Annotated in this window: 21 protein-coding genes; 12 read left to right on the top strand and 9 right to left on the bottom strand. The window is 75.7% G+C overall.

Annotated elements, in window-relative coordinates; all coding sequences use genetic code 11:
- Positions 1 to 120 precede the first annotated feature (120 nt).
- Positions 121 to 1,185, top strand: a complete 1,065-nt coding sequence (locus tag ACQPX6_RS25195; protein ID WP_433783341.1) for a helix-turn-helix domain-containing protein — start codon at positions 121 to 123, stop codon at positions 1,183 to 1,185.
- A 24-nt stretch (positions 1,186 to 1,209) separates the two neighbouring features.
- Here the strand turns inward: ACQPX6_RS25195 and ACQPX6_RS25190 are convergent, their stop codons facing one another.
- The 3 genes from ACQPX6_RS25190 to ACQPX6_RS25180 form a co-directional block, all read right to left on the bottom strand.
- Complete coding sequence (locus ACQPX6_RS25190) at positions 1,210 to 2,379, bottom strand: YncE family protein (protein ID WP_433783340.1); 1,170 nt, start codon at positions 2,377 to 2,379, stop codon at positions 1,210 to 1,212.
- Complete coding sequence (locus ACQPX6_RS25185) at positions 2,376 to 2,999, bottom strand: hypothetical protein (RefSeq protein WP_433783338.1); 624 nt, start codon at positions 2,997 to 2,999, stop codon at positions 2,376 to 2,378. Before ACQPX6_RS25185 ends, ACQPX6_RS25190 begins: the two co-directional genes overlap by 4 nt.
- 191 nt (positions 3,000 to 3,190) lie before the next feature.
- Entirely contained in the window at positions 3,191 to 3,883 is a 693-nt protein-coding gene (locus ACQPX6_RS25180) for a DUF4232 domain-containing protein (protein ID WP_433783336.1), read from the bottom strand.
- 181 nt (positions 3,884 to 4,064) lie between these two features.
- Here ACQPX6_RS25180 and ACQPX6_RS25175 point away from each other — a divergent pair, with 181 nt between their 5' ends.
- Positions 4,065 to 4,745, top strand: coding sequence for a hypothetical protein (locus tag ACQPX6_RS25175; RefSeq protein WP_433783335.1), 681 nt, complete (start codon positions 4,065 to 4,067; stop codon positions 4,743 to 4,745).
- Positions 4,746 to 4,751: 6 nt separating this feature from the next.
- On the opposite strand, the gene ACQPX6_RS25170 is transcribed toward ACQPX6_RS25175, so the two are convergent.
- The 3 genes from ACQPX6_RS25170 to ACQPX6_RS25160 form a co-directional block, all read right to left on the bottom strand.
- Positions 4,752 to 5,594 carry a chitosanase gene (locus tag ACQPX6_RS25170; RefSeq protein WP_433783333.1) on the bottom strand — a complete coding sequence of 281 codons (843 nt, stop codon included), beginning with the start codon at positions 5,592 to 5,594 and terminating at the stop codon, positions 4,752 to 4,754.
- A 63-nt stretch (positions 5,595 to 5,657) separates the two neighbouring features.
- Positions 5,658 to 6,539, bottom strand: a complete 882-nt coding sequence (locus ACQPX6_RS25165; protein ID WP_433783331.1) for an SGNH/GDSL hydrolase family protein — start codon at positions 6,537 to 6,539, stop codon at positions 5,658 to 5,660.
- 64 nt (positions 6,540 to 6,603) lie between these two features.
- A complete protein-coding gene (locus ACQPX6_RS25160) occupies positions 6,604 to 7,911 on the bottom strand; it encodes a protein kinase domain-containing protein (RefSeq protein ID WP_433783330.1) in 1,308 nt (435 codons plus the stop codon).
- A 180-nt stretch (positions 7,912 to 8,091) separates the two neighbouring features.
- On the opposite strand from ACQPX6_RS25160, the gene ACQPX6_RS25155 reads away from it, so the two are divergent.
- Genes ACQPX6_RS25155 through ACQPX6_RS25140 form a run of 4 tightly spaced genes read left to right on the top strand, consistent with a single transcriptional unit; the run spans position 8,092 to position 11,760 of the window.
- Positions 8,092 to 9,621, top strand: coding sequence for a WD40 repeat domain-containing protein (locus ACQPX6_RS25155; RefSeq protein ID WP_433783328.1), 1,530 nt, complete (start codon positions 8,092 to 8,094; stop codon positions 9,619 to 9,621).
- A 32-nt stretch (positions 9,622 to 9,653) separates the two neighbouring features.
- Complete coding sequence (locus ACQPX6_RS25150) at positions 9,654 to 10,157, top strand: hypothetical protein (RefSeq protein WP_433783327.1); 504 nt, start codon at positions 9,654 to 9,656, stop codon at positions 10,155 to 10,157.
- Positions 10,154 to 10,678, top strand: coding sequence for a hypothetical protein (locus ACQPX6_RS25145; RefSeq protein WP_433783325.1), 525 nt, complete (start codon positions 10,154 to 10,156; stop codon positions 10,676 to 10,678). Before ACQPX6_RS25150 ends, ACQPX6_RS25145 begins: the two co-directional genes overlap by 4 nt.
- Positions 10,675 to 11,760, top strand: a complete 1,086-nt coding sequence (locus tag ACQPX6_RS25140) for a serine/threonine-protein kinase (protein ID WP_433783324.1) — start codon at positions 10,675 to 10,677, stop codon at positions 11,758 to 11,760. Before ACQPX6_RS25145 ends, ACQPX6_RS25140 begins: the two co-directional genes overlap by 4 nt.
- Here ACQPX6_RS25140 and ACQPX6_RS25135 read toward each other — a convergent pair.
- The gene (locus tag ACQPX6_RS25135; protein WP_433783323.1) at positions 11,723 to 13,654 is read right to left on the bottom strand and encodes a hypothetical protein; all 1,932 of its coding nucleotides are present in this window, start codon (positions 13,652 to 13,654) and stop codon (positions 11,723 to 11,725) included. The two genes, ACQPX6_RS25140 and ACQPX6_RS25135, sit on opposite strands and share 38 nt — an antisense overlap.
- Before the next feature lie 128 nt (positions 13,655 to 13,782).
- Positions 13,783 to 15,708 (bottom strand): DUF222 domain-containing protein, encoded by a 1,926-nt coding sequence (locus ACQPX6_RS25130; RefSeq protein ID WP_433783322.1) that lies wholly within the window; start codon positions 15,706 to 15,708, stop codon positions 13,783 to 13,785.
- Between the two features lie 137 nt (positions 15,709 to 15,845).
- Between ACQPX6_RS25130 and ACQPX6_RS25125 the strand changes: the two genes are divergently transcribed.
- Genes ACQPX6_RS25125 through ACQPX6_RS25115 form a run of 3 tightly spaced genes read left to right on the top strand, consistent with a single transcriptional unit; the run spans position 15,846 to position 17,646 of the window.
- Positions 15,846 to 16,499: a hypothetical protein gene (locus tag ACQPX6_RS25125; RefSeq protein WP_433783321.1), complete on the top strand. Its 654-nt coding sequence runs from the start codon at positions 15,846 to 15,848 to the stop codon at positions 16,497 to 16,499.
- Positions 16,496 to 16,834 (top strand): hypothetical protein, encoded by a 339-nt coding sequence (locus tag ACQPX6_RS25120; RefSeq protein ID WP_433783320.1) that lies wholly within the window; start codon positions 16,496 to 16,498, stop codon positions 16,832 to 16,834. The genes ACQPX6_RS25125 and ACQPX6_RS25120 overlap by 4 nt, the downstream gene beginning before the upstream one ends.
- A 17-nt stretch (positions 16,835 to 16,851) precedes the next feature.
- Positions 16,852 to 17,646 carry a hypothetical protein gene (locus ACQPX6_RS25115; protein ID WP_433783319.1) on the top strand — a complete coding sequence of 265 codons (795 nt, stop codon included), beginning with the start codon at positions 16,852 to 16,854 and terminating at the stop codon, positions 17,644 to 17,646.
- A gap of 6 nt (positions 17,647 to 17,652) precedes the next feature.
- On the opposite strand, the gene ACQPX6_RS25110 is transcribed toward ACQPX6_RS25115, so the two are convergent.
- Positions 17,653 to 18,261 carry a hypothetical protein gene (locus ACQPX6_RS25110; protein WP_433783318.1) on the bottom strand — a complete coding sequence of 203 codons (609 nt, stop codon included), beginning with the start codon at positions 18,259 to 18,261 and terminating at the stop codon, positions 17,653 to 17,655.
- A gap of 56 nt (positions 18,262 to 18,317) precedes the next feature.
- Between ACQPX6_RS25110 and ACQPX6_RS25105 the strand changes: the two genes are divergently transcribed.
- The 3 genes from ACQPX6_RS25105 to ACQPX6_RS25095 all read left to right on the top strand — a co-directional run bounded on the left by ACQPX6_RS25105 (position 18,318) and on the right by ACQPX6_RS25095 (position 23,464).
- A complete protein-coding gene (locus tag ACQPX6_RS25105; RefSeq protein ID WP_433783317.1) occupies positions 18,318 to 19,643 on the top strand; it encodes a hypothetical protein in 1,326 nt (441 codons plus the stop codon).
- A 144-nt stretch (positions 19,644 to 19,787) separates the two neighbouring features.
- Positions 19,788 to 21,704 (top strand): hypothetical protein, encoded by a 1,917-nt coding sequence (locus ACQPX6_RS25100; RefSeq protein WP_433783316.1) that lies wholly within the window; start codon positions 19,788 to 19,790, stop codon positions 21,702 to 21,704.
- Complete coding sequence (locus ACQPX6_RS25095; protein WP_433783315.1) at positions 21,701 to 23,464, top strand: protein kinase domain-containing protein; 1,764 nt, start codon at positions 21,701 to 21,703, stop codon at positions 23,462 to 23,464. Before ACQPX6_RS25100 ends, ACQPX6_RS25095 begins: the two co-directional genes overlap by 4 nt.
- Positions 23,465 to 23,473: the final 9 nt, after the last annotated feature.

Here is a 23,473-nt window from a genome sequence, read left to right as displayed (position 1 = left end):
ACCTGGTCTTTTCCCCTTGTGCAGGCCGTGGGCGGTGACGTGTTTCCGGAAACCGCGTGACCGGGCCGAGACATCCGTGCCGTAATTTCGTCCCTCGCTGATGACCAGGGGGAGGTCGAGGTGACCGGCTCGAAGCGCCGTACCCCGGACGCGGCCGAGCTGGAGAAGATCACGGCCATGCGCGCGGAGCTCCGCTCCACCGTGCGCGACGCCATGGCGCGGCAGGGGATGACCACCTACGCCGCCCTCTCGGAGCGGTCGGGCGTCAGCAGGGCGCAGGTGTCCAAGTACCTCGCCGAGCCGAAGGACTACCACCCCCGGCGGCTGAGCTGGAACGTGATCGCGAAGCTGTTCGAGGCGCTCGAGGTCGACCCCACGGAGTTCGTGGACCGGCACCGCGACGTGCTCGACGTCGACGCCCCGCCGGCGCCGCCCGCGGTTCCCCCGTCCCGGCCACGTCCGTGGACGCTGCGCCGGACGCGGTGGCGGCCGGGCGTGGTCGCCGCCGTGGTGGGCGCGCTGCTGGTGGTCGTCGCCGCGGGAACGGCGGTGTGGTGGTCGACGGGGGAGGGGTCAACGGCATTGCCGTCGTCGACCGAACGGCCTTCCTTCACCGAGGACTTCACGGAGGCGGGGCTCGACCCCGTACGCTGGCAGCTCCCCTCGGACCCCGTCCACCTCTTCCCCCGCGACCGTCGGCTCAACGTGATCGGCTCCCCGGGACCCGACCAGGAGATCGAGACCACGCTCCGCCCCCGCGACGCCGGCCCCTTCCGCGAGCTCGACTTCGTGATGAGCGCCCTCGCCCACGACGTCCCGGGTCCGGGCGGCGTCGACGTCACGGTGACGGAGAGGTCCGGGCGCACGCACCAGATCGTCTTCGGGCCGAGCCCGGGCCCCATCCCGCTGCTCGCCGCCGTGCTGGTCTGCTCGCGGCCGGTCTGTGCGTCCTACGACGACTACGACCCGCCGCCGCCCACGAGGCTCACCGAGCAGTTCGTCCGCGGCGAGGTGGTGCCGATCAAGATCGTCCAGGATGGGTCGACCCTGACCTTCTGGATGCGGGACGCCGTCATCGGCGAGGCGCAGGTCGACGAGCCGCTCGCCGACTTCGCGATCCACGCCTACGCCTCGCCCGGCGAGAGCTGGCACGTCACGGTCGACGCCGTCCGCGTCTACCGGTGATCGTGTCCCGTCCCGGGCTCGTCGTCAGAGTCGGACGACGCTGACGAACTCGTCGCCGTCGACGGCGTAGAGCAGCCGGCCGTCCGGGCTGAGCGCGAGGGCGGAGGGCTCGGCGCCGATCGGGGCCGGCGACGGGCGGGCGCCGGTGTAGGTGGTGACCAGGATGGACCCCGGCCCACCGGTGCCGCGCTGCGCGGAGTAGACCACGCCCGGCCCGGCGGTGAAGGCCAGCGGGAGGGCGCGTGTGGTGAACCGGCGCGGGAACCGCATCTCGGCCATGTAGAGGATGGCGATCTCTCCGCTGTCCGTCTGCGGGCCGCGCGTCCCGATGAACGCGTACCGCCCGTCGGCGGTGAAGGTGAGGGCCGAGATGAGGTCGCGCCCGGCCGTGAGGCTCGTGCGGACGGTGAGCGTCGCCGCGTCCAGCACGCTGACGGTGGCGTCGTGCCCGACGACCAGGGTGCTCCCGTCCGGGCTGAGGGCGAGGTCGGACGCGTCCTCGCCGACGGGTCCGGACGCGCGCACGGTGTTCGTCGCGGTGTCGAGCGCGACGACGGTCCCGCTGCCGTAGTGGGCGACGTAGACGGTGCTCCCGTCGGGGGCGATGGCGATGCCCTCGGGGAAGTCGCCGGTCGGGACGCGCGCGACGACCGTGCGGGACGGCACGTCGATCACGTCGACGACGTCGTCGACGCTGGCCGTCGCGTAGGCCCTCCGGCCGTCGGGGCTGACGACCAGGCCGAGGATGCCCCGGCTGGTGGTCACGCTGCCGCGGCTGACGCCGGTGGCGGCGTCGAGGAAGACCACGGTGCTCGCCTGCACGGACTGCGACGGGCTGGCGGGCGGGTAGACGCCGACGAGCAGCGTGGAGCCGTCCGGGGTGAGCGCCAGCGTCTGGGTGCCGTCGACGCCCACCGGGATGCGGGTCCGCTCGCCCGAGGCTCCCGGCAGCGGAACCGGGGACGTCGCGGCCGGCGTCGTCCCGGGAGCGGGCGCGCTCGCGGAGGAGCCCGACGGCGACGGGTCCGTGGCGGTCGACGGCCGCAGCGCGCCGCCGAGGATGAGCACGAACACCGACAGGCCGACCACGGCCGCGATCGCTGTGGTGGTGGCCGCCGGCCCGTGGCGTCGCGCGCCCGTTCCCGGCGGCGGGCCCGGGGTGGCGACGTCCTCGCGCCCGCGGGTGACGGTCACGGGCGGCGCCCTGCGGCGGGGCCGGCCTGCCCGACCGGCGCGAACGGCGGTCGCGGGCCGAGGGCCGGCGGCGCCATCCGGCGGGGGACGGGGATGGGCACGGTGACCGGGTCGTGCGCGAAGGCTGGGACGAAGGCGGGGACGAACGCGGGAGCCGGGGGTGCGGCTGGGGCGACGTCGCCGAACCACGCGCGGGAGGACCGCGGCAGCCAGAGCAGGATGATCAGCGTCGCGCTGAGCGGGATCACGAACGCGATGCTCACGCCGCCCTCGGCGGCGCCGCCACCGGCCACCATCGTCGCGGCGATGTTGAACGACACCGCCAGCACCGGCGTGAGGGTGATGAGCAGGCGGGCGATCGTGCGGCGCTTCCCGACGGCCACGAGGGCCCAGATGTCGAAGGCGGCGGCGGCGACGCTGTAGATCGAGAGCATCACCAGGGCCGTGCGGGCCCCGGCGAGCATCGCTGCCGATTCGGCGTCGATGTCCGGCAGCCCGCTGGTCATCGCGGCGGCGAGCGACGCCGAGGCGATGCCCAGCAGCACCGACACCGCGTTGGCGGCCGCGGCCAGCCCGAGCAGCACCTGGACGGCGGTGATCGTGCCCGGCTTGTGCGCCATGGCCGGCGCGCACCCGCCCGGGCAGCTCACCGCCCCCGGAGGCAGCAGACGTCCACAGCGGCAGGTCGGCATCGTGGGTCCCCCCGAGCCTGCGGCGTGACGATCACACGGCGGCCCCGACGTGCGTCGTCGCGCGCGGGGGGTGCGTTACGGGTCTGCCGCGTCGCGCGCCCGAGCGGTCGACGCCGGCGTCAGGGACCCTCGCCGGCGACGGGCAACGGGCTGAAGGTCAGCTGGCCATGGATGACGCCGTTGCACGCCGTGTCGCCCACCGGGCTGGGAAGGGTCGTCGGCGCGGCGTCGGCCGGGGGCGTGATGCGCACGCCGCTGACCGGTTCGGGAGTGCAGCGGTCCTCGTCGAAGGCGTAGGTCGCGGTGCTGCGCATGGTGGTGGCGACCGACTCGCCCGGCGCCAGCCGTGTGGTGCCGCCCTCGATGGCTGTCGACCCGCCGACGACGCTGCCGTCGCCGCGCACGAGCTCCGCGCGGGCGCCTCCCGTGAGCTGGCAGGCGACGGTGGCCGTGTTGGTGAAGGTCACCGGGCGGTAGGTGGAGCCGGCGGTGGCGTCGATCGCCCCGAACGCCACCCCGATCTTGCAGGCCCGCGCCGTCGGGGGGAGCGCCGACGTCGTCGTCGTGGCCGGCACCGTGGTGGTGTGCGGGACGGTGGACGGGGTCGCGCCCACCGAGGTGGTGGTCGGGCTCGTCGTCGAGCCCGCTCCTGCCGCCGGCGCGGTCGAGGTGGAGCTCGTCGGGAGGGCGCCGGTCGAGGTGGTCGGCCGGGCGCCGACCGGGTTGCACCCCGCGAGCAGCACCACGGTCAGCGCCGCCAGGACCAGGACGCCGACGGAGGCGGGGGACTGGCCGGTGCGGGGTGACGTCACCCGGGGTCAACGAGCGCGGACGCGACAGGTGATCGGCGGTCGACGGTCGGTAACGGGCCGACACGGCCGCCCGATGACCCTGCGCCGGGACCGCCCGATCGCGAGGGACGCATTGACCGACACCGCACGGCCGTCCGTACCGCCCGCCGTACGCGGGTTCGCCGAGCCCCCGACGATCCCCATGCCACGTGCCGGCTTCGCCGGCGCCCCGCCGCGCGGCCCGGGCTGGCCCGTGCTCGCCCCGCCGCGTCCCGCGCTCCCGCCCGCGCCGCCGCGTCGCCGTCGCCCGTGGCTGGTCGTCGGCATCGTCGGGTCCGCGCTCCTCGTGCTGGTCGTCGCGGCGTCCCTGCTCGTGCGGCCCGGCGTGCTCCTGCCCGTCGCGGCACCCTGCGAGGCCGCGCCGGGCAGCACGCTGGCGGGCTTCCCCGGCGACATGGTCGGGCCGACCGACATCACCGCCGCCCTGGCCGTGTCCGCCTCGTCGGCACCCGTCGGGGTGCGGGCCTGCATCTACGGCACGCCCGGGATCGCCTGGGGAGGGGACATTCCTCCGGGTGGGCGCGGCATCCGCGTCATCACGTGGCCCCGGGCGGCAGCCGAGGGCGACCCCGCGTTCCTGGCGTCGCTGGGATCAAGCGACTCGTCGAGGACGCCTCCGGGTGCGCGTCAGGTCGTGCTGCCCGGCACCGGCGTGACCGGCTACGTCCGGTCCAGCAGCGCCGAGGACCTCACCCGGACCGACGTCCGGTGCCGGACCGACACCGCCTACTTCGACCTGGCCGCCGCCGTGTCCGGGACCGCCACCGACGACGTCGACTCCCTCGACGCCCTGACGACGGTGCTGGGGTGCGAGCCGATCTAGCCGCCCCTACGGCAGCGCGAAGCGCGTGCCGGCGAAGGTCCAGTCGAGGGGCGTCTCGAGGTCGTAGCGCTGCTGGTCGAGCAGGGCGCGCAGGGTGTCGACGCGCGGGATCGACTCGCGCCAGACCTCGGTGGTCTCCTCGTCGGCGGGGTCCTGCAGGTGGGCGCGCCGGACCTCGAGGAACGCCGGGAGCCAGCCGGAGTGGTCGGGGTCGGGTCCCGGGGCGCCGGTCTCCCTGATCATGGTGATCAGGCCGTCGGCGCTGGCGGTGGCGCCGTGCTGGACCGCGGCGTCGAGGATGATCAGCTGGCCGAGGCCGGTGGTCAGGCCGACCGCCTGCGCCTGCACCATCGCGGGGTCGAAGTAGAGGCGGCGGTAGACGTCGTCCTGGGCCTGGTTGAGCCGCGGGTCGGTGCGGGAGGTCTCGCGCCAGGTGTCGGCGAACCCGCTGAGCCCTGCGGTGCTGGCGGCGTCGCCGTCGTCGGCGACCGCGGCGTCGATCCTGCGCAGCGGCGCGAGGTAGCGGGTCAACGGGGTGCGCTGCCCGGCGGCCAGCTCCTCGTAGCGCTGCACGACCAGCAGCAGGTCGTGGGTGCCGCTGGTGAACCCCGCGCGGCCGGCGGTGATTCCGCGGCCGTCGTCGAGGTCCTGGGCCTCGGCGTAGGGCAGCTCGACGGTGGAGTTCTCGAAGCTGCTGATGATCGCGTCGGCGACCCGCACGCGGGCCGGGTCGGTCAGGCCCGGCGGGCGGGGCGGGGCGCCGGCCGCCTCGGGCGGCGCGCACCCGACCACGAGCGCGGCCCCGGCCAGGGCGCCGAGGGCCAGGAATCCTCGTCGGTCGAGCGTCACCGGCTCAGGGTCTTCCGCATCGGGGGCATCGTGCCGCAGCTCCGGCTCGCGCGCTGTCGACGATCAGCCAAGCTCCGCGACGGCGCGGTCGGCCATGGCCCGTTCGCCGAGGGCGTTGGGGTGCACGACGACGGCGTTGGTGCCGCCGACGGCGGGCTCCACCCAGCGGGTGCCGATCGGCCGGCACGCGTCGTGGCCCCGGGAGGCCTCGGTGACGTCGACGTAGGTGACGCCGGTGGCCTCGGCGGCACGGCGCACAGCGTCGTTGAGCGTCGCCTGGATGTCGTCGAGGTAGGGCACGTCGCCGGACGCCACGGGCATGACCGGGTAGCAGCCCCGCTCCTCCGGGAGGATCTGCAGGTAGCCGGCGATCGCGACGCGGGCGTTCGGTGCGGCGGCCTTCACCGTCTTGAGCGCGTCGACCAGCGACGGGTAGGTGACGTCCTCGATGGCCTCGTTGAACCGGTCCCCGTTCTGCTCCTCGCAGGGATTGCCGGTGCCGGCGGTGAGCGCGGCGGCGGTCGCGCAGGCCTGGATGGCGCCGATGAACACGCCGCTGTCGTTGCCGCCGATGGTCATGGTGACGACGTCGGTCGACGCCGAGAGCGCCTCGATCTGCGGCGGGACGCCGGGGTACTGCGGCTCGGTGTAGTGCCTGGTCTCGGCGGCGCCGCAGGAGACGTCGGTGAGGCGGTACCCCCAGCGGTCGGCGAGGACGTGGCCCCAGTTGCGGAGCGACTGCAGGCACTGCGGCGGTGCTCCGGGCGCAGGCGGGAGGACCCCGCTGGCCGCGCTGTAGCTGTCGCCCATGTTGACGTACTCGACCGCGCCGGGCGCGCCGCCGTGGTCGTCGTTCGCCAGCGCGGCCGGCGCGCCGAGGGCCGTCACCCCGATCGCGACGATCACCGTGACGAGTCCGCGCCGCAGGAGTCCGATCGGTGCCACGGTTCGCCCAACGAGACGGCGGTCGCGGGGTCACGCGATCGGGGGAGCTGGCGGAGCGGGTCGGTCAGCCGAAGATGCTGACCAGGATCCCGATGAGCACGACGAGGCCGACCAGGATGCCGAGGATCGCCAGCCAGGCGCCCGGGGTGTTGGAGGACGCGACGCGGGTGTGGTCGAGCTCGATGAGGTCGCGCTCGGGGCCGAAGGCCTCGCCCGGCATCGCGAGGTGCCGGTGGACGTCGCCCGCGGCGGCGGAGCAGAGGTAGACGCGGCGGCCGTGGCAGGTGGCCTCGGCGAGCCTGGTCCCGGGGCTGACGGGGGCGCCGCGCGGGACGAGCCAGCGCACGAGCGTGCCGTGCCCGTCGAGGCACTGCCAGCGGGTGTCGCGGGGCGAGGTGGCCAGCACCCGGGTCATCGGCGGGCTGCCGGGCGTCGCCCGCGGCGTGATCTTCGGGCGCGGGGTGGACGGGCCGGCGGGCCCGGACGGCGGCACCGGGCCGGGCGTCCAGGGCGCCATCGTCGGAGCGGCGACGTGGCGGGTGAGGGCCTGGCGGGCGGCCGCGGCCAGCTCGCCGGCGCTGGAGTAGCGCTCGGCGGGGGACTTGGCGAGCGCACGGGAGATGACGATGTCGAGCTCGCCCGGGATGCCGGCGCGCAGCCGGGAGGGCTGGGGCGCAGGGCTGCTGAGGTGGGCGTACATGAGGCTGGGGAAGTCGTGGCCCGGGAACGGCGCGGAGCCGGTGAGGGCCTCGTGCAGCACGCAGCCCAGCGCGTAGACGTCCACCCGGTGGTCCGAGGTGGCGGGGTGGGTGAAGCGCTCCGGGGCCATGTACGGCGCGGTGCCCAGAGCGGTGCCGGTGGCCGTGACGCTGGTGGCAGCCATCGACTGCGCGATGCCGAAGTCGACGAGGTAGGCGTACACCTCGTCGTCGGGACCGTCATGCTGGTCGAGCAGCAGGATGTTCGACGGCTTGACGTCCCGGTGCACGAGCTGGTTGCGGTGCGCGGTGTCGAGCGCGCTGCCGATCTGCCCGACGAGGCGGACGGCCCTGGTCGGCGGGAGCGGGCCGCGGCGGCGGAGCTCGGCGGCCAGGTCGACGCCCTCGACCAGCGCCATCTCCAGGAACAGCCGGCCGTCGACCTCGCCGTAGTCGTGGATCGGGATGACGTGCGGGTTGCGCAGCCGCGCGGCGGCGTCGGCCTCGCGGCGGAAGCGCTCCTCGAACTCGGGGTCGGTGATCTCGCGCGACATCAGCTTCACGGCCACGAGGCGGTCATTCTTGCGCGTGTCCGCGGCGCGGTGGACCTCGCCCATGCCGCCCCGGCCGATCAGGTGCTCGAGCCGGTACGGCCCGACCATCGTCGTCGTCACCCCGTCACCTCCCGCGCTCGAGGAGCACGCTACTGCGCGGCGTCGCGGGGCGAAGAAGACCGTCCGGCTGGGCCATTTCGGTGAAGGTCGTTCGCGCAACGTGACGGACGGTCGAACCTCGGCATACTCCGTTCGCGAGTCCGCGACGCCAGGAGGAACCATGATCACGACCTCTGCGCGGTGACGGCACCGATCCCCGTCGGCGGGGGCCTGCTGTTCGGCGGCTGGAACTCCGCGCAGTTCCTCAGCAGCCTGGAGACCGAGGACGCCCGCGCGATCACGTTCGCGCGCCGCGGGAGCTTCGAGCCGCCCGGCCGGCCGCCCGTCGACGTCTGGGACAGCGTGGACGGGGCGCACCACGACGTCCTGCTGGTCGACATCTACGCGACCCCGGACGGCCTCCCGGCGCCCGCGGGGTACCGCTATCGGCCGGACGTCCGGCTCCCGCTGCGCCTCGCCCTCTCGACCGTCACCGCCCCCTACTCGGCGGCCGACGATGTGCCGCAGCGGTTCGCGGCCCGGACCTGGCGCCTCGTCGGCCGAGGGGACATCGAGGGCTCGGCCGTCTGGGACGGCCGGCGGACGGTGTCCGTCGACCTGACGCCGAACCTCGCCGCGCTGGTGCGCGAGGAGGTGGACCGGCGCGTCCCGCTGACCCCCACGGCGTCGCTGGCGGAAGTGCTCGACGACCTCTTCCTGCGCTACCTCCCCGTCGAGAGCGGCGGCGCGATGGAGGGCGTCCCGGTCCCGCCCGCTGCCGCCGGTCCCGCTGGTCCCGGGGGCACGCTGACGTGGATCGGCCGCTCCGGCCTCTCCCCGCTCGCGGTCGCCGCCGACCGGCGCGGCACGGTCTTCGTCGTCGCCGGGCGGAACGACGTCCTCGAGGTCTGGGACATCGGGGCCAGGACGAAGCGGGGGGAGCTCCGCGGCCACCGGGGGCCCGTCGCCGCACTGGCCGTCAACGGCGACGGGCGGGTGGCCGTCTCCGCGGGCGACGACGGGACGCTGCGCAGCTGGGACCTGGCCGGCGGACGGCAGATCGCCGAGGTCGCGGTGGAGCACGGGGTGGTCGCCGTCGACATCCCCGCGGGCGGCCCGAACCTGCTGGTCGGCGACGACGCGGGGTACGTGTCGCTCCGCGACCGTCGGGACCTCCGGCTCGTCCGGAGGCTCGAGGGCTGCTGCACGACGGTGTGGGACGTCGCGGTCAGCCCGGACGCCGAGTACGCCGTGGCGGCGGGGGACGACGGCGTCGCGCGGATGTGGGACCTCAGCACGTTCGAGGTGCACGCGGCCCCGCAGCTGCACGACGGCACGATCTGGCGGGCCCGGTGGGACGGGACCAGCGCGCGGGTGGTTCTGGGCTGCGACGACGGGTCCTTCCGGACGTGGGATGCCTTCGGGGGTGCGTTGGTCCCTGCCGCCGGCGAGCTCCACACCGTCGCGGGACCCGCCACCGGCGGTGATTTCGTCGTCACCAACGATCGGCGGCACGTCGTCACCTCCGACGACACCCACGGCACCCTGCTCGTGCGGGACCTCGTCACCGGACGGGTGGTCGACGAGGTGGCGGACGTCCCGACGCGCGGTGTCGCGGCCCTCGTGGACGCGGGCGACTCCCACCTCGTCGTCGCCGGTCACGACGGGAACCTCTGGGACCTGCGCCGTGACCCCGCGCCGATCCCCGACCCGCGGAGGGCGCCCCGGTAGGGTCGCCGCCCTGGTCCGGTCGGGGGAGGACGATGCGCGACAGGTCGGCCTCGTGGGTCGTGGTCATGGTGATCAGCACGGTGCTCGCGGCGGTCGTGGTGATCGGGACGGGCGCGCTCGTGGTGGCGGGGGAGATGCCGGCGCGCCAGCGGCAGGACGTCCGCGCCGAGGTGCTCCGGGCGGCGAGCGACGGGGTCGTCGCCATCAACACCGTCCGCCCGCAGACCCTGACCGCCGACCTGGACCGCGCGGAGTCGGTGCAGGCCGAGCCGATGCTCACCGAGTACCGGCGGGTGCGTCCACGGTTCGCGCAGAGTCTCTCTGCGGCGCAGGCGGTGGTGATCGCCCGCGCGGTGGAGGCGGGCGTGCAGCTGGACGATCCGGTCCGACCCAACGTCATCGTCGCGATCGAGGTGACGGCCAGCAGCGCGACGGCTCAGCCGTCGATCAAGCAGCAGCTCTTCACGGTCGACATGGTCCAGGTCGGCGGGGTCTGGAAGCTCAGCAGAGCGATGCCCGCGACAGGACAGACGTGACCACCGAGTCACCACCCGACCGCCGCAAGACGGCGCTGGTCATCCGGCTGGTTCTCCTATGGGTCGTGCTCGTCCTCGCCGCAGTCGTGGTCACCGGCCGCGACTCGAGCGTCGTCTCGCCCGCGCGGGTCGCGGAGCAAGCCCGACCCGCGATCGTCGCGTACGCCCGGAAGGCGGTGGAGACGGTGTTCACCTACGACTGGACGGACCTGGAGCGGAACCGGACCGCGGCGAACACGATGACCGTCCAGCCGTTCACCGCGCGTTTTCTCTCGACCTTCGACAACACCATCGCGACCCCCGCGACCCAGCAGCACCTCCGGCAGACGGCCACGGTCCTGAACATCGGCGTCATCGAGGCGAGCTCGGCATCGGCCCGGCTGCTGATGCTCGTCCAGTTCTCGGCCCAGCGGCAGACGACCGGGCAGTCGACCAACGCCCCCGGTGTGCTCGTCGTGCAGATGGTGCCGGGGCCGTCGGGCTGGCTCCTCGCGGAACTGACCCCGGCGACGAGCCGATGACGTCCCCCGAGTGGTTCGGCCGCTACCGCCTCGAGGTCCTGCTCGGGCAGGGCGGCATGGGCGAGGTGTACCGCGCCCACGACACGACGGCCGACCGGCGGGTGGCGCTCAAGCTGCTCACGCGCGAGCTGTCCACCGACGAGCGCTTCCGTGCCCGTTTCCGCCGCGAGTGCCAGGTGGCCGCGCAGCTCTCCGAGCCGCACATCGTGCCGATCCACGGCTACGGCGAGATCGACGGCCGCCTCTACCTCGACATGCGGCTGGTCGAGGGCGCGGGCCTCGACTCGGTGCTCGCGGCGCGGGGGCGGCTCGTGCCGGAGCGGGCGGTGTCCGTGGTCGCCCAGATCGCGTCCGCGCTCGACGCCGCGCACCAGGACGGGCTGCACCACCGCGACGTCAAGCCGTCGAACATCCTGCTCACCGGCCCGCAGCGCGAGTTCGCCTACCTGCTCGACTTCGGCATCAGCCGCCGGATCGACGACGTCAGCCGCCACACCTCCACCGGCACGCTCATCGGGACGTTCGCGTACATGGCGCCCGAGCGGTTCACCGCCCGCGACACCGACCACCGCGTCGACGTCTACGCTCTGGCCTGCGTGCTGCACGAGTGCCTGACCGGGTCGCCGCCGTTCGCGGGCGAGGACCTGCCCTCGGTGATGCACGCGCACTTCCACGCGCCACGCCCCCGGGCGTCGCTGGTGGACGCGCGCGTGCCCACGGGGCTGGACGACGTCGTCGCCCGGGGCCTGGCGGTGGACCCCGCGGCGCGCTTCCCGTCCGCGGGAGCGCTGGCCGACGCGGCCGGGCAGGCGCTGGCGGCGTCCGTCCCCGGGTGGCCGACCCCGCCGGTCGCACCGGCCCCAGCGGTGGTGCCCGTCGCGGCGGCTGGGGCGACCTGGGCGCCGAGCTCGCAGGGCGCGTGGCCGCTCGCCGGCGTGCCCGGGACGACGGCGTTGCCCGAGCCCGTCGCCGTGTCGGAGCGGCCCCGCCGGCCGGTGCCGTGGTTCGTCGTGCTCGGCGGGGACGTGGTGCTGCTGCTCGTCCTCACGCTCGTGGTGGTGCTGGCGCTGACGCGGGGGTAGCCGTCGGCGCGATGCCCCTCGACGGGCCGGCCGTCACCAGGTCGTAGTCGACGGACAGGACCTCGTCGTACTCATTGATCGGGTAGAGGTCGACCCGCAGCCGGTAGGTGTCGCCGCCCGTGCGCTCGAACGCCAGGCCGGCGAAGCCGTTGCGGTGGGTGGGGTGTCCGCGCATCCCGATCGCCTGGACGGCGGGCGGCCACGGGTCCTCCAGCACCTGCGGCATCGACGCCGGCTCGTGGCGGAACCGCCAGGCCTCGGTGGTGTTGTAGCCGTAGACCAGCGACAGCGGGGACGTGACCACCTGGATCACCCCGTACGGCTCCGCGTGGGCCACGTAGCTGCGGTGGATGTCGCCGCCCACGAGCACCGTGGGGCGTCCGTCCCGGGCCGCGAGGAGCCGGGTCCAGAAGTCGACGTACTGCACCGTGTAGTGGCGGACGCCGAAGTCGGAGAAGCCGGGGACGCTCGGTCGCCACCCCGCGGGGGCGGCCAGGAGCGGCTCCTGCGTGGCGAGGACGAACACGGCCGCCTCGGGCGCCGTGGCCGCCGCGACGGTCGCGTCGACGAACTCGTCGTCGACGAACCGCGAGAACCTCTTGTTCGTGCGCGACCGGGTGCGACGGGTGCGGGTGTCGAGCAGCACCACGCGCACCGGCTCGACGTCGACGATCTGCACCGGCGGCGTCAGCGGCCGGTGGATCACGCCGACCGGACCGTCCGCGGGCGGGCGGAACGGGTCGTTCGCCGGGTCGTCGGAGTACCCGCCGCGGGTGATCGGGCCGCCGTCTCGCTCCCGGGCGCTCCGCGTCTGGAAGGCGCCGAACAGGTCGAACGCCGCGCGGCTCCACCGTCCCCACTCGTCGGGGTGGACCGGGAGGTGGTTGCGTTCGGTGGCCCCCTCGGGCACGACGCCGGGGAACGTCGGCACGCGCGGGGCGACGTCGACGAACAGGTCGCGCACCGCGGCGGCCGACCGGAACAGCCCGCCGACGACCCCGCGGGCCTGGTTGAGGAACGAGTGCTTGGCGGTGGCCGAGGCGTGGGGCCAGTTGTTCCAGAACTCGTGGTCGTCGGGCAGGAACCAGGTGGGGCCGTGGCGGAGGAAGGGCGCGAGGCCACGCTCGGCCGTGGGGTCGTGGCCCTCGGGGGTCTGCATCCCCCAGCTCGACCAGTACTCGAGCAGCGCCGACGTCCGCGGGGTCGCCTGGGCCTGCAGCGCGTAGCTCCACCACGGGGTGTCGGCATAGACCTGGTCGCCGAGCAGCAGCGTCAGGTCGGGAGGCCCGCCGAGGTCGGTGGGCACGTGGGCGGCGTAGGCGCGGGGCACGCGCGAGTGGTCGTCGGTGTAGGCGTCGTAGCAGGAGCCGACGACGATCCGCAGGCTCTGCCCGTCCGGTAGGTCTCGGGGCAGCAGGCGGACGGTGCACTGCGCCGGCGCCAGGTCCGTGCTCTCGGCGGGCAGCACCGTCGCCGTGGCCGTGTAGTCGCGGCCGCGGACGACGCCCTCGGTCGGGAGAGCGACGTGGCGGTGGAACAGGCGGCTGCGCGGGTCCCACCCCGTGACGACCAGCTCGTCGTCGATGACGAACCGCAGCAGCTCGCACGTGACGCTGTGGACCTCGTCGGTGCCGTCCAGAAGCCGCACCTGTACCGCGACGGTCTCGGTGGTGCGGTCGTGGAGGAAGGCCGCGACCCAGAGGTGCACGCCGTCGGCGTCCTCGTCCTTCTGGGCCACCGTGATCCCGGCGGTCATGTCGGCGCCGGCCGGCCCGGACTGACGGTTGGCCCGTCGCCCCGCCCGGAACGCCGCGCGGTAGGCCGGGCGGAGCGCCGTCTCGAGGGGGCGCAGCGCGCGCTCCGTCGTGCGCTTCAGGACGCTGACTGCGCTCACGGAGCTCTCCCTCTCGACGACGCGATCACGTGACCACCCGGGCGGGACCACCATCAACGCGGACCCGTGCGGGCCACTCGCCCGGCCGAACGAGCACACCGGGACGGCCTAGTGACCCGGCCGGCTGGTCAGAACGGCGGTGCGTCATCGAGGTCGTCCCTCCGGCGCGGGGCGGGGGCGGGGCGGGCAGGCGCCGTCGGCGCCAGCTTGCGCCACCAGTCCGGGTCGATGCCCTCGGCGGCGTCGTCGGGCCGGCCCTCGACGGGGAGGGGACGCGGGCGTGCAGCGGGGCGCGGGTCGGGGAGGGGCTCGAGCACCCTGCGGGGTGCGGTGGTGGTCGTGACCCCCGCGCGGGTGCGGATCGTGAAGCGGCCGGGCGACGGCTGCCGGACGCGCCAGCCGGCGTGGTGCTTGGCGCGGTGGTGGTGCCGGCACCACGCGCCCAGGTTCCAGTGGGACGTCGGGCCGCCGAGCGCGTGGGCCAGGGTGTGGTCGAGGTCGGCGCGGTTGGCGGGGCGTCGGCAGGAGGGCGCCACGCAGTGCCGGTCGCGGACCCGGATCCAGCGATCGAGTTCGGCGCGGGCTCGTCGCCGCGCCCGGTCGTCGGGGCCGGCGTCGGCGTCGGGGGGCCGGACGTGGCCGGGAGCGAGGCGCAGCTCGACGAGCCGCTGCTGGAGCTCGGCGAGCAGCGGCGCCCAGTCGCCGTGATCTTCCGGTGTGAGGGCGGCGAGCAGCGTCGTCGGGACCCGGAGCTCGACGATCGCGCGCTCGCACCCCCGCCCCGGACGCCTTGACCGGTGGCGGGGGCCGGCTGGTCGGCGCCTCGCGAGCAGGACGTGCTGGAGGTGGCCCTGCGGATCGGTGAGGACGATGCGCCACTCCCCGTCGAGGCGACGCATGATCATGGTGAGGGCGTCGCCGGCGAGCACCGTGCCGTAGCCGGGGACGGTGCCGGGGTGCCGGTCGAGACCGAGCGCCGTGGTCAGCCGCAGCCGGACCTCGACGGTGCCGACGCGGAGCGCGCCGGGGCGGTGGTCGAGGGGTTCGGGGAGGTCGAGGACGTCGGGCCGGCACTGCGGTGTGGTCTCGCCGGGGTCGTCGTCCGCGCGGACGCCGCTGTCGACGGGGCCGTCGTCGTCCGTCCCGTCGTCGGGGCCGTCGTCATCGGGGCCGTCGTCCGGACCGCCCGGGTCTTCGTCCGGACCCTCGTCCGCCTCGGGCTCGTCCGGCGAGCCGGCGGCGTGGTACTCGGCGGCGAGCAGGAGCGCGATCGCGCGGTCGTCCATGCCGGCCGTCGAGCCGTCGAGCAGCCGCATGCCCACCTGGGCGCGCAGCGGGCCGATCGGCGTGAGGACACCGAGGTGCCGGACGGCGGCGGCGAGCGCCTCGACCCGCGCGTGCGAGGCGATGGCCTCGGGCGCCGGCGCGTCGGCGAACGAGAGGTTGGCCGTGCCCGACGGGTTGGGCGACAGGACCACGCGCGCCCGCGCCTCGGCGCGCCGCCGGCGGCGCTCGGCCCATTCGGGATCGAGGGCCTTGGCCACCTCCTCGATGCGCTCGATCAGCGCGCCCACCGGCAGCTCCGGGGCCTCGGGCAGCACGACCTCGCACACGTGGTGGGCGTGGTCGTCGGCGAGGTCGCGCGTCCAGTCGCAGAACGTCCGGGCCTTGGCCTCGTCGAGCCGGCCCGCGTACAGCGCGTCGCCGACCTCGGTGAGCCGGCGCTGCAGGTCGTCGGCCAGGTCGAGCTTGCGGCCGGCCATGGTGCGCGACCAGCCCAGGACCGTGGCCACCTCGTCGCCGGAGAACTCGTCGAGCCCGGAGCGGCGGTCGAGCCGGTCGGCCTGGGCGCGGCCGAGGTGGTGCAGAGCGTCGAGCAGCACGGCGGTGGCGCGGTTCTGGGCCCGCGCGCACGCCCGGACGTAGGCGGCGAGCTCGTCGCCGGTGAGCCCGGCGGGCTCGACGCCCTCGAGCCGGGCGACCAGGGCGGCGTCGGGCACCGCGGACTCCAGATCGGCCTCCCGGCCGACCCGGAACCCCTGGTCGATGCTCACGGTTCGACGCTAGCCCCGACCCCCGACAGTCCTGGTGGATCGCGAGGGGATGGGCGGGCGAGTTCTCCCGTTCGCCCCATCCGCGGGCGTCCGGTGTGCCAACCTCCGCTCCGGAGGCGGCCGGGAGGTGGGTGCGCGTGGACGAGCGGCGGTGGGGCTTCGCCGGGCTGAGCGACGCGGAGTACGAGGAGCTCGAGCGCGCCGGGCCGCGCGGGCGAGCACGACGACGCCAGGACGAGGTCGTCGACGTGGCGCTCGACCCGGCGGGCGAGGTCGTGTGCGTGTCCCTGGCCGACGACTGGCGCGCGCGGGTCGACCCGGGCCGGCTCGGGTCGGAGGTCGTCGCGGCGCACGGGCGGGCCGTCGGGCAGGTGCTGGCCGCGAATCTGGACCTCGAGGCGCCCACCGAGCCCAGCGGTCCCCCCGACCTCACACCCTGGAACGGGTCGTTCCGCCGCCTGCTCGCCGAGGCGAGCCAGGACCTCGCGCGGTTCTCGGCGGCGACGTCGGCGCTGGCGGGGCGGGTGCTGACGCGCACGAGCGCGGGCCGCCACGTCACCGGCACGGCGCGGTACGGCGTGGTCACCGAGGTGACCGTCGACGCGGCCTGGGCGCGCGGCGCGTCGGTCCCCGAGGTCGAGCGGGAGCTGTTCGACGTGCTCGCGGGGCTGCGGCGCGACCTGGTGCCCGAGGGCGTGCGGCACGGCCCGGCGCACCCGGCGTCGGTGGCCCTGGGGCAGCTCGCGGCGGACCCGGCGCTCGTCACCCGCCTGGCCGGGATGACCCCGTGACCGGCACCGAGCCCGGCAAGGGCGTCACGGTCGAGCTCCTCGCGCTGCGGGCCGACGCGTCGGTGTGGCAGGGCGCCTCGGAGGAGCTCGGCGAGCGGCGGGCGGCGGTGGAGAGCACGGCCATCGACCCCGCGACGTTCTCGATGTGGGCCGTCGACGCCGGCCTGGACCGCGTCTACGAGGAGGTGCGCGTGCAGGTGGCACACGTGCTCGGCCAGGGCGCCGGCGCGTTCCGGTCGATCGGCGGCTCGCTGGACGCGGCCGCCGACACCTACGGACGCGAGGACGCGCGGGGCGCCGGCCGGTACCGGTCCGTCCGGCGGGGCGGCGGGTAGGGGGCGCGGTGGCCGTCGTGGACGAGGTGCGCGCGGAGGTCGAGGAGCTCGACCGGAAGGCGCGCGAGTTCTTCGCCGCCGTCGACACGGGGCTGAGCACGGCCACCACGGTCGCCGCGCCGGTCGCGGCCGCGGCGGGTGTCGCGCCCGTCCTCGTCTCGCCCGAGCTGATCGCGGCGATCCGCGACGGACTGCGCCGCGTGCAGGAGGCCCACCAGGCGGCACTCGATCGCTTCCAGCAGTTCCTCGAGCAGCCCGGGGACCCGCCGCGGCTCTACGAGGTCGCCGAGACCTGGGCGACCCTCGCCTCCGGGCTCGGCGACACCGCGAGCTCCGTCGGGCTCGACCGGATGGCGGCGAACGTCGAGTGGGACGGCCGCGCGGCCGCGGCCTACCGGGCGCTGGTGCCGGCGCAGGCGGAGCACGTCGGCACCATGAAGACGCAGTGCCTGGCGCTCTCGACGTCCCTGCGCGGCCTCGCCGACCAGATCGACGCGTTCTGGACCGCCATGACCGCCGCGGCGATCACCATGGCCGCAGGGTTCGCCGTCGCCGTCGTCACCGCGCTGACCGTCGTCGGCATCCCGGCGGCGTGCGCGACGATCCTCATCGCGATCGCCGCCGGGGCGACGATGGTCGGCACGGCCGTCGTGCAGATGAACGCCCTCACCGACCGCATTGCCAGCGAGCAGCGGGACATCGCGCAGGTGCTCCGCGAGGTCGGCGACGGATGGCCGGCGCCGAACCTGGTGCCCCTGAGCGACGCGAGCCGGACCGACGGCGACCGGTCGGACTGGCGGCCGATGCGGTGAGCCTGTTCAGGGAGCCGTCGCGCGCAGGGTCAGCGAGGTCCGGCGCCCGTCGCGCGGGCCGTCGACGGCGTGCAGGGGCCGCTCGTCCGCCACCCCGCCCAGCCCGGGGCCGCGCAGCAGCACCAGGCTGCCGGCGGCCGCGTCCCAGGCCTGGACGGTCGTGCCCGCGCGGTCGGAGCACTGCCGCAGCAGCGCCGAGCCCTCGAGCGTGAGGATCGCGACCAGGTACGCGTGGCGCCGTCCGTCGCGGTGGGTCGAGATGCCGGCGCTGCCGGGGGCGTAGCGCTGGATCGTGACCTCGTCGGGCGTCCACGCGGCGACGCCGGCGATGTCCGGGTGGGCGTGCACCGCCTCGACCACCGCCGCGTGCAGGGCGGCCACGGCGGGGCGCGCGGCGATCTCGTCGCCGGTCAGGACGAGGTGCTCGCCCTGCTGGCGCACGCGGTGCGGGCCCTCGACCGCCGGCAGGTCGACGTAGCGCTCCGCGTCGAGCTCGGCGAGGACGGCGTCCCGCAGCGGCTCGGGGACCACGCCCGGCTCGTGGGCGACACCGTCGCGGGCCGTCCGGTGCAGCGCGGGACCGAGGTCGCGGGCGAGGGTCGCGGGGACGTCCATGGGCCGGGACTACCCGCGCGGCGTAACGGCTGTCGCGCGCACGACGACCCCGGGGAGTGACCACCACCGACGCGCACGGCCTCCGCTGCGCGACGTGCGCCACCGCGCTGGGCCCGGCCGACCGGTTCTGCACCACCTGCGGGACGCCGGCACCGACCCCGCAGGGCGCGACGCCGACGCAGGGCTGGCCGCCGCAGGGCGCCCTCCGGACGGAGGGCTGGCCGCCGTCCGCGGGCGCGCAGCGCGCGGTCCCGACCCAGGGGTGGCCGCCGGCCTCGGCCCCGGCGGCGGACCAGGGCTGGCCCACCCCGGCCGCCCGGCCGACGATGGTGCCGCCGCCGAAGGGCCCGCCGCCGCGCACGGGTCCGCCGCCCATGGGTCCGCCGATGGGCCCGCCGCCATTCATGGCCCCGCCGCTCATGGCCCCGCCGCCCCCGCGTCGCTCCGGCGGGGCCCGTGGCGCGGTGATCGCGGCGATCGTCGTGCTCGCGGTGCTGGCGGTCGTCGGCACGGTGCTCGTGGTGCGCGGACCGTGGTGGGAGGAGGCGACCCCGACCCCGGAGGTGGCCGCGCCCTCGTCCGCGCCGACCTCGCCGTCGCGCACCCTGCCCGCCGAGCCGTCCGCCGCGCTGCAGACCCAGCGCGGCTCCGACGCCGGCGTCGCCGAGTCGATGGTCGGCTCCTGGGCGCCGCAGCTCTCAGCGAAGAAGGAGGGGCTGGTCGTCGACGGCCAGACCTACGACGCGGCCGCGATCCTCGCCGACCACCTGCGCCTGCGTGGGGAGTACCCCGACGCGGTCCTCGTGTGGTCCGGCGACTACACGAGCTTCCGCAGCACCGACTTCTGGATCACGATCGTCAACCGGCCCTTCGCCACCCCCGAGGCCGCCAACGCGTGGTGCGACAGCGCCGGCATCGGCCCCGACGACTGCTACGCCAAGCGCCTGTCGCACTCCGGCGAGGCCGCCACCCACACGGCGCTGCGGCCGGCGGGCAGCGGCACGGGTCTGCGCGACACCCCGGTGCCGGGCGGGGCGACGCCGGTCCTCGGCGACCCGAGCTGGGCGCCGGGAGTCGTCGGCTTCGGCTCTGCGCGCCCGGTGGAGATCAACGCCAACGGCGACCCGACGAGCTACGCCGTCGGCATCACGTGGGACTCGTGGGGCGGAGCGCAGGCGACCGGTCGCGGCACGGCCGGCTGGTACCCCCCGAACGGCTACGCCAGCGACACGCGGATGTACCCGGCGGTGATCGTCGCTTACGACCTCGGCGAGTGCCACGGACGCCTCGGCTACCGCAGCGTCGGCTGGTACTTCCCGACTCAGGGCGAGACCTCGCTCCCGCCGGAGAACGGCTACCGCAACATCTGCGACGGGTCCTGACGCCGACGGCCGGACCCCGAGCCGGACGCACACGCCCATACCGGACAGGGTCGGCACGGAACGGGCGGACGCCGTAACGCTCGGTACCTCGCCGAGCGACCGTTCGACGACGGCACGGGGTGCCGTCGGGGACGGGGGAACGGCGTGACGACGATGACCTGCACGCGCTGCGCCAGCACGGCGCAGGCGTCCGACCGGTTCTGCCGGTCCTGCGGCCTCGAGCGGTCCGCGCTCTCGGCGGCGGTGGAGCAGGCGTTCGACGACCCGGACCCGACCGGCCCCGTCGCCACCGCCGACACGGCGCGCCACCGGGCGCCCGAGCCCGTCACCACCGAGATCGACGCCGGGGACCCCGACCCCGACACCGTCCGCGTCCGCATCCCGCCGCCGCGCCGGCCGGCACCACCCCCGCGCCGGACGCTCGTCGCCCCGCCGATCGCGCCACCCCGGACCGCGCCCCCGCCCCACGCCGAGCCCCTGCGCTGGGCGGCCACCGGCACCGCCGCACTGCTCGCGCTCTGCCTCGTGGTCGACGTCCTCGGCGCGTTCTCCCTGAACACCTCCGGTTACTCCGACCACGTCGCGCTCGTCGTGCTCATGCTGCCCGTGCTCGTGATCGCCGGCGGGGCCGTCGGGGTCGCCGCGGTGGTCGCCCGCCGCAGCGCCTCGGCCCTCGCTGCGGCGTCGGCGCTCGCGGCCGTCGTGGTCACGGCCGGCCTGGCCTCGTCGAACTCGTCCGCGCCCGGCGTCCTCGCCGGTGTGCTCGCGGTGGGCACCGCGGTGCTCGTGCTCGTCGCGCGCCACGGCACGGTCCTGCGCGCGCCCGGCGCGCCGACCCCGGTCGTCCTCACCTGGTGGTGGACGGGCGGGTGCGCGCTGGCGCTGATCGTCGCGCTGGCGACGGGCTCGACCGCCGGCCGCGCGTCGCCGTCGTACGCCACCGGCGCGCTGCTGTTCGGCGTGCTCGCGGCGGTGGGCGTCTGGTGCGCGCTGCTGTTGGCACGGGGCCAGGCGCTGGGTGCCTGGGTGCTCGCCGGGTCGTGGCTGGTCGACCTCCTGGCGGTCGGCCTGGCGGACGACGGCGGGTACCTCGCGCCGCTGCTGATCCTGCACGCGATCGCCGCGGGCACCGCGCTCGTCGCCCGGCCCGTGGTGGCGCGGGCCGGACCGGGCGCGCTCGCCGCCCTGGACAGCGTCCGCACGGGCTGGGCCCGGCTGCCGCGGCTGGGCGTGATCGGCGGGGGAGCGGCGCTCGTCGTGCTCACCGCCCTGGTCCTCGCGATCGGGGGGCAGTCTTCCTCGGGGTACGAGGCCGGGTCCTCGTCCGGCTCGAGCGCGGGGGCGACGATCATCGTCGTCCTCGTCGGGCTGCTCTCCTTCGCAGCGGCCTTCACGCCGACGCTCCCGGCGGTCTGGCGGGGCGGGCTCGTGCTCGGCGGGCTCGTCGCGCTGTGGATCGGGTGGTCCGGGCAGCAGGACCTGTCGACCACGAGCTCGTCGCTGACGTGGATCGTCGTCATCCCCGCCCTGCTCGTCGGCGGGGTCGCGTGGGGCCTCGTCGAGAACCGCCGGACGGGGGCGACGAGCACCCGTCCCGGCTGGTCCGGCCCCGGGGCGCCGCCACCCCCGCGGTCGGTCGCGTTCATGGTCCCGCCCACCGCGGGCGGTCGGGCGCGCCTGTGCCTCGACGTCGAGACCGCGCTGCCGCAGCACGTGGTCCTCGACGCCGTGCGGCGCGTCACCGCGGTGCGGGGCAACTGGTTCGTGGTGCAGGGCGACCACGTCGAGGTGTCCGGTGCGGGGCCCGGCGAGCTCGGGCTGCACATCGGCGGGCACTGCCACTTCCGCGCCCGCGTCCAGCCCCGCGGCGCCCGCACCGCCCTGCGCGTCGGCGGGATGGACCGCTGGGCGCAGAGCCGCAGCTACTACGCCGGCTTCATCCCCGCCGGGCTCGCCCACGTGCAGGGCTTCTTCGCGTACACGCTGTTCCTCCGCACGGTCGGCGCCGAGATCGCGCGCCTCGACCCGCTCGCCTCCCTCCGGATCGGGGCCCCGTCGTGACGACCCAGCTCGGCGCGCCCGCCCACGGCGCGGTGCCCCCCGGCTACTCGTCGGGGCGGCTGCTCGGCCGCGGCGGATCCGGGACGGTCCACGAGGCGCGCCAGCACTCCACGGGGCGCGCGGTGGCGCTCAAGGTGCTCGACCTCGACGTCGTCGGCCCCGAGATGCAGCGCCGCTTCGCCCGCGAGCGCGCCGCGATGAGCGGGCTGGCGGGCCACCCGCACATCGTCTCGATCCTCGACGCCGGCTGGTTCGGCGGACGCCCGTGGCTGGCGATGGACCTGTGCTCGGGCGGCTCGCTGGCGTCGATGACCACGCCGCTCGAGGCGGGCCAGGCGCTGACCCTGCTCCACGCCGTCGGGTCCGCGCTGGCCACCGCGCACGCGCACGGCGTGCTGCACTGCGACGTCAAGCCGGGCAACGTCCTGCTCACCGCCTACGGCCAGCCGGCCCTGTCCGACTTCGGCATCGCGCGCCTGACGCTGGAGAGCCAGGGCTCGCGCATCGGCGGCTACACCCTCGACCACGTGCCGCCGGAGATCCTCCGCGGCGAGCGTCCCTCCGACCGCAGCGACGTCTGGTCGCTCGGCACCACGATCTGGCAGCTGCTCGCCGGCCGCCCGCCCTTCCGCGAGGGCGACGACGTCGCGGCCGCGTTGGTGATGCGCCGCATCGAGAACGACCCGATGCCCGGGCTGCGCCGCGGCGACCTCACCCCTGAGCTGAAGGGCCTGCTCGAAGAGATGACCGCCAAGGACCCGGTGCGCCGGCCCGGCGCCGAGGACGTCGTGCGCCGCGCGGCCGAGCTCGCCCGCGCCGACGGGCACGCGCTCAACACCCCGCTCCCGCTGCCCGGGCGCCGTCCCGCCACCGAGACCTGGGCGGGGTCGTTGCCGCCCCAGGGTCCCGCGCCCTCGGTGTCGGGACCGCCCGTGCCGCGCGCCCCGCACCACGACGACGCCGCCACCGGCCGCATCCCCCTCGCGACGCGGGCGGCGACGTCGGTGCCGCCCTCGGTGTCGGGCCCGCCGCGGTCCGCGCCGCCCCGTCCGGCGCCCGCGCCGACCCCCGCGCCCCCGGTGCTGCCGCCGCCCCACGACGGGCCGTCACCGCCCGCCCCGCGGCGCCGACGTTGGGGCCTCATCGCCACCGGCCTCGTCGTGCTCGTGATCACCGCGATGGTGGGCGGCGGGTTCCTGACCTACCGCTACGGCCCCGCCCGCACCGTCACCGCGCCGCCGACGACGGTCACCGTGACCGCCGCACCGGCGCCGGCAGCCCCGGGCAGCGCGGACCCTGCGCCCACCGCAGCCGCGCCGGTCGGGGTGCCGCCGCTCTACCTCAGCCAGGTGGAGGAGGTCAGCTCGTCCTTCGAGGTGCTCAAGCAGGGCTTCGGGATCAACGGGACCTTCTACCCGCTGAGCATCAACGTCCAGACGCCCATCCAGTCGGACCCGTACGCGATCGACTACCTGCTCAACCGGCAGTACCGCAGCTTCACGACGGTGTTCGGGGTCGCCGACGAGTACAGCGAGCTCGGCAACTCCGACCCCACGCCGGCGACCTGCACGCTCCAGGTGCTCCTCGACGGCCGTCCGATCGCATCGCTGCAGACGGCGACGAGGGAGACGCCGGTGACGCTGACGAACCTGGACGTCTCGGGGGGCACGCGCCTGCGCCTCGTCGTCAACCAGGCCGGTTCCTCCGGCAACGCGTCGCCCTACCCCTGCACGCTCGGCAACCCGATGGTCGCGGGCTGAGCTCCGGCC

The sequence above is a fragment of the Actinomycetospora sp. CA-101289 genome (assembly GCF_050955895.1).
Classification (GTDB): domain Bacteria; phylum Actinomycetota; class Actinomycetes; order Mycobacteriales; family Pseudonocardiaceae; genus Actinomycetospora.
This window is presented reverse-complemented; position numbering and strand designations above follow the sequence as displayed.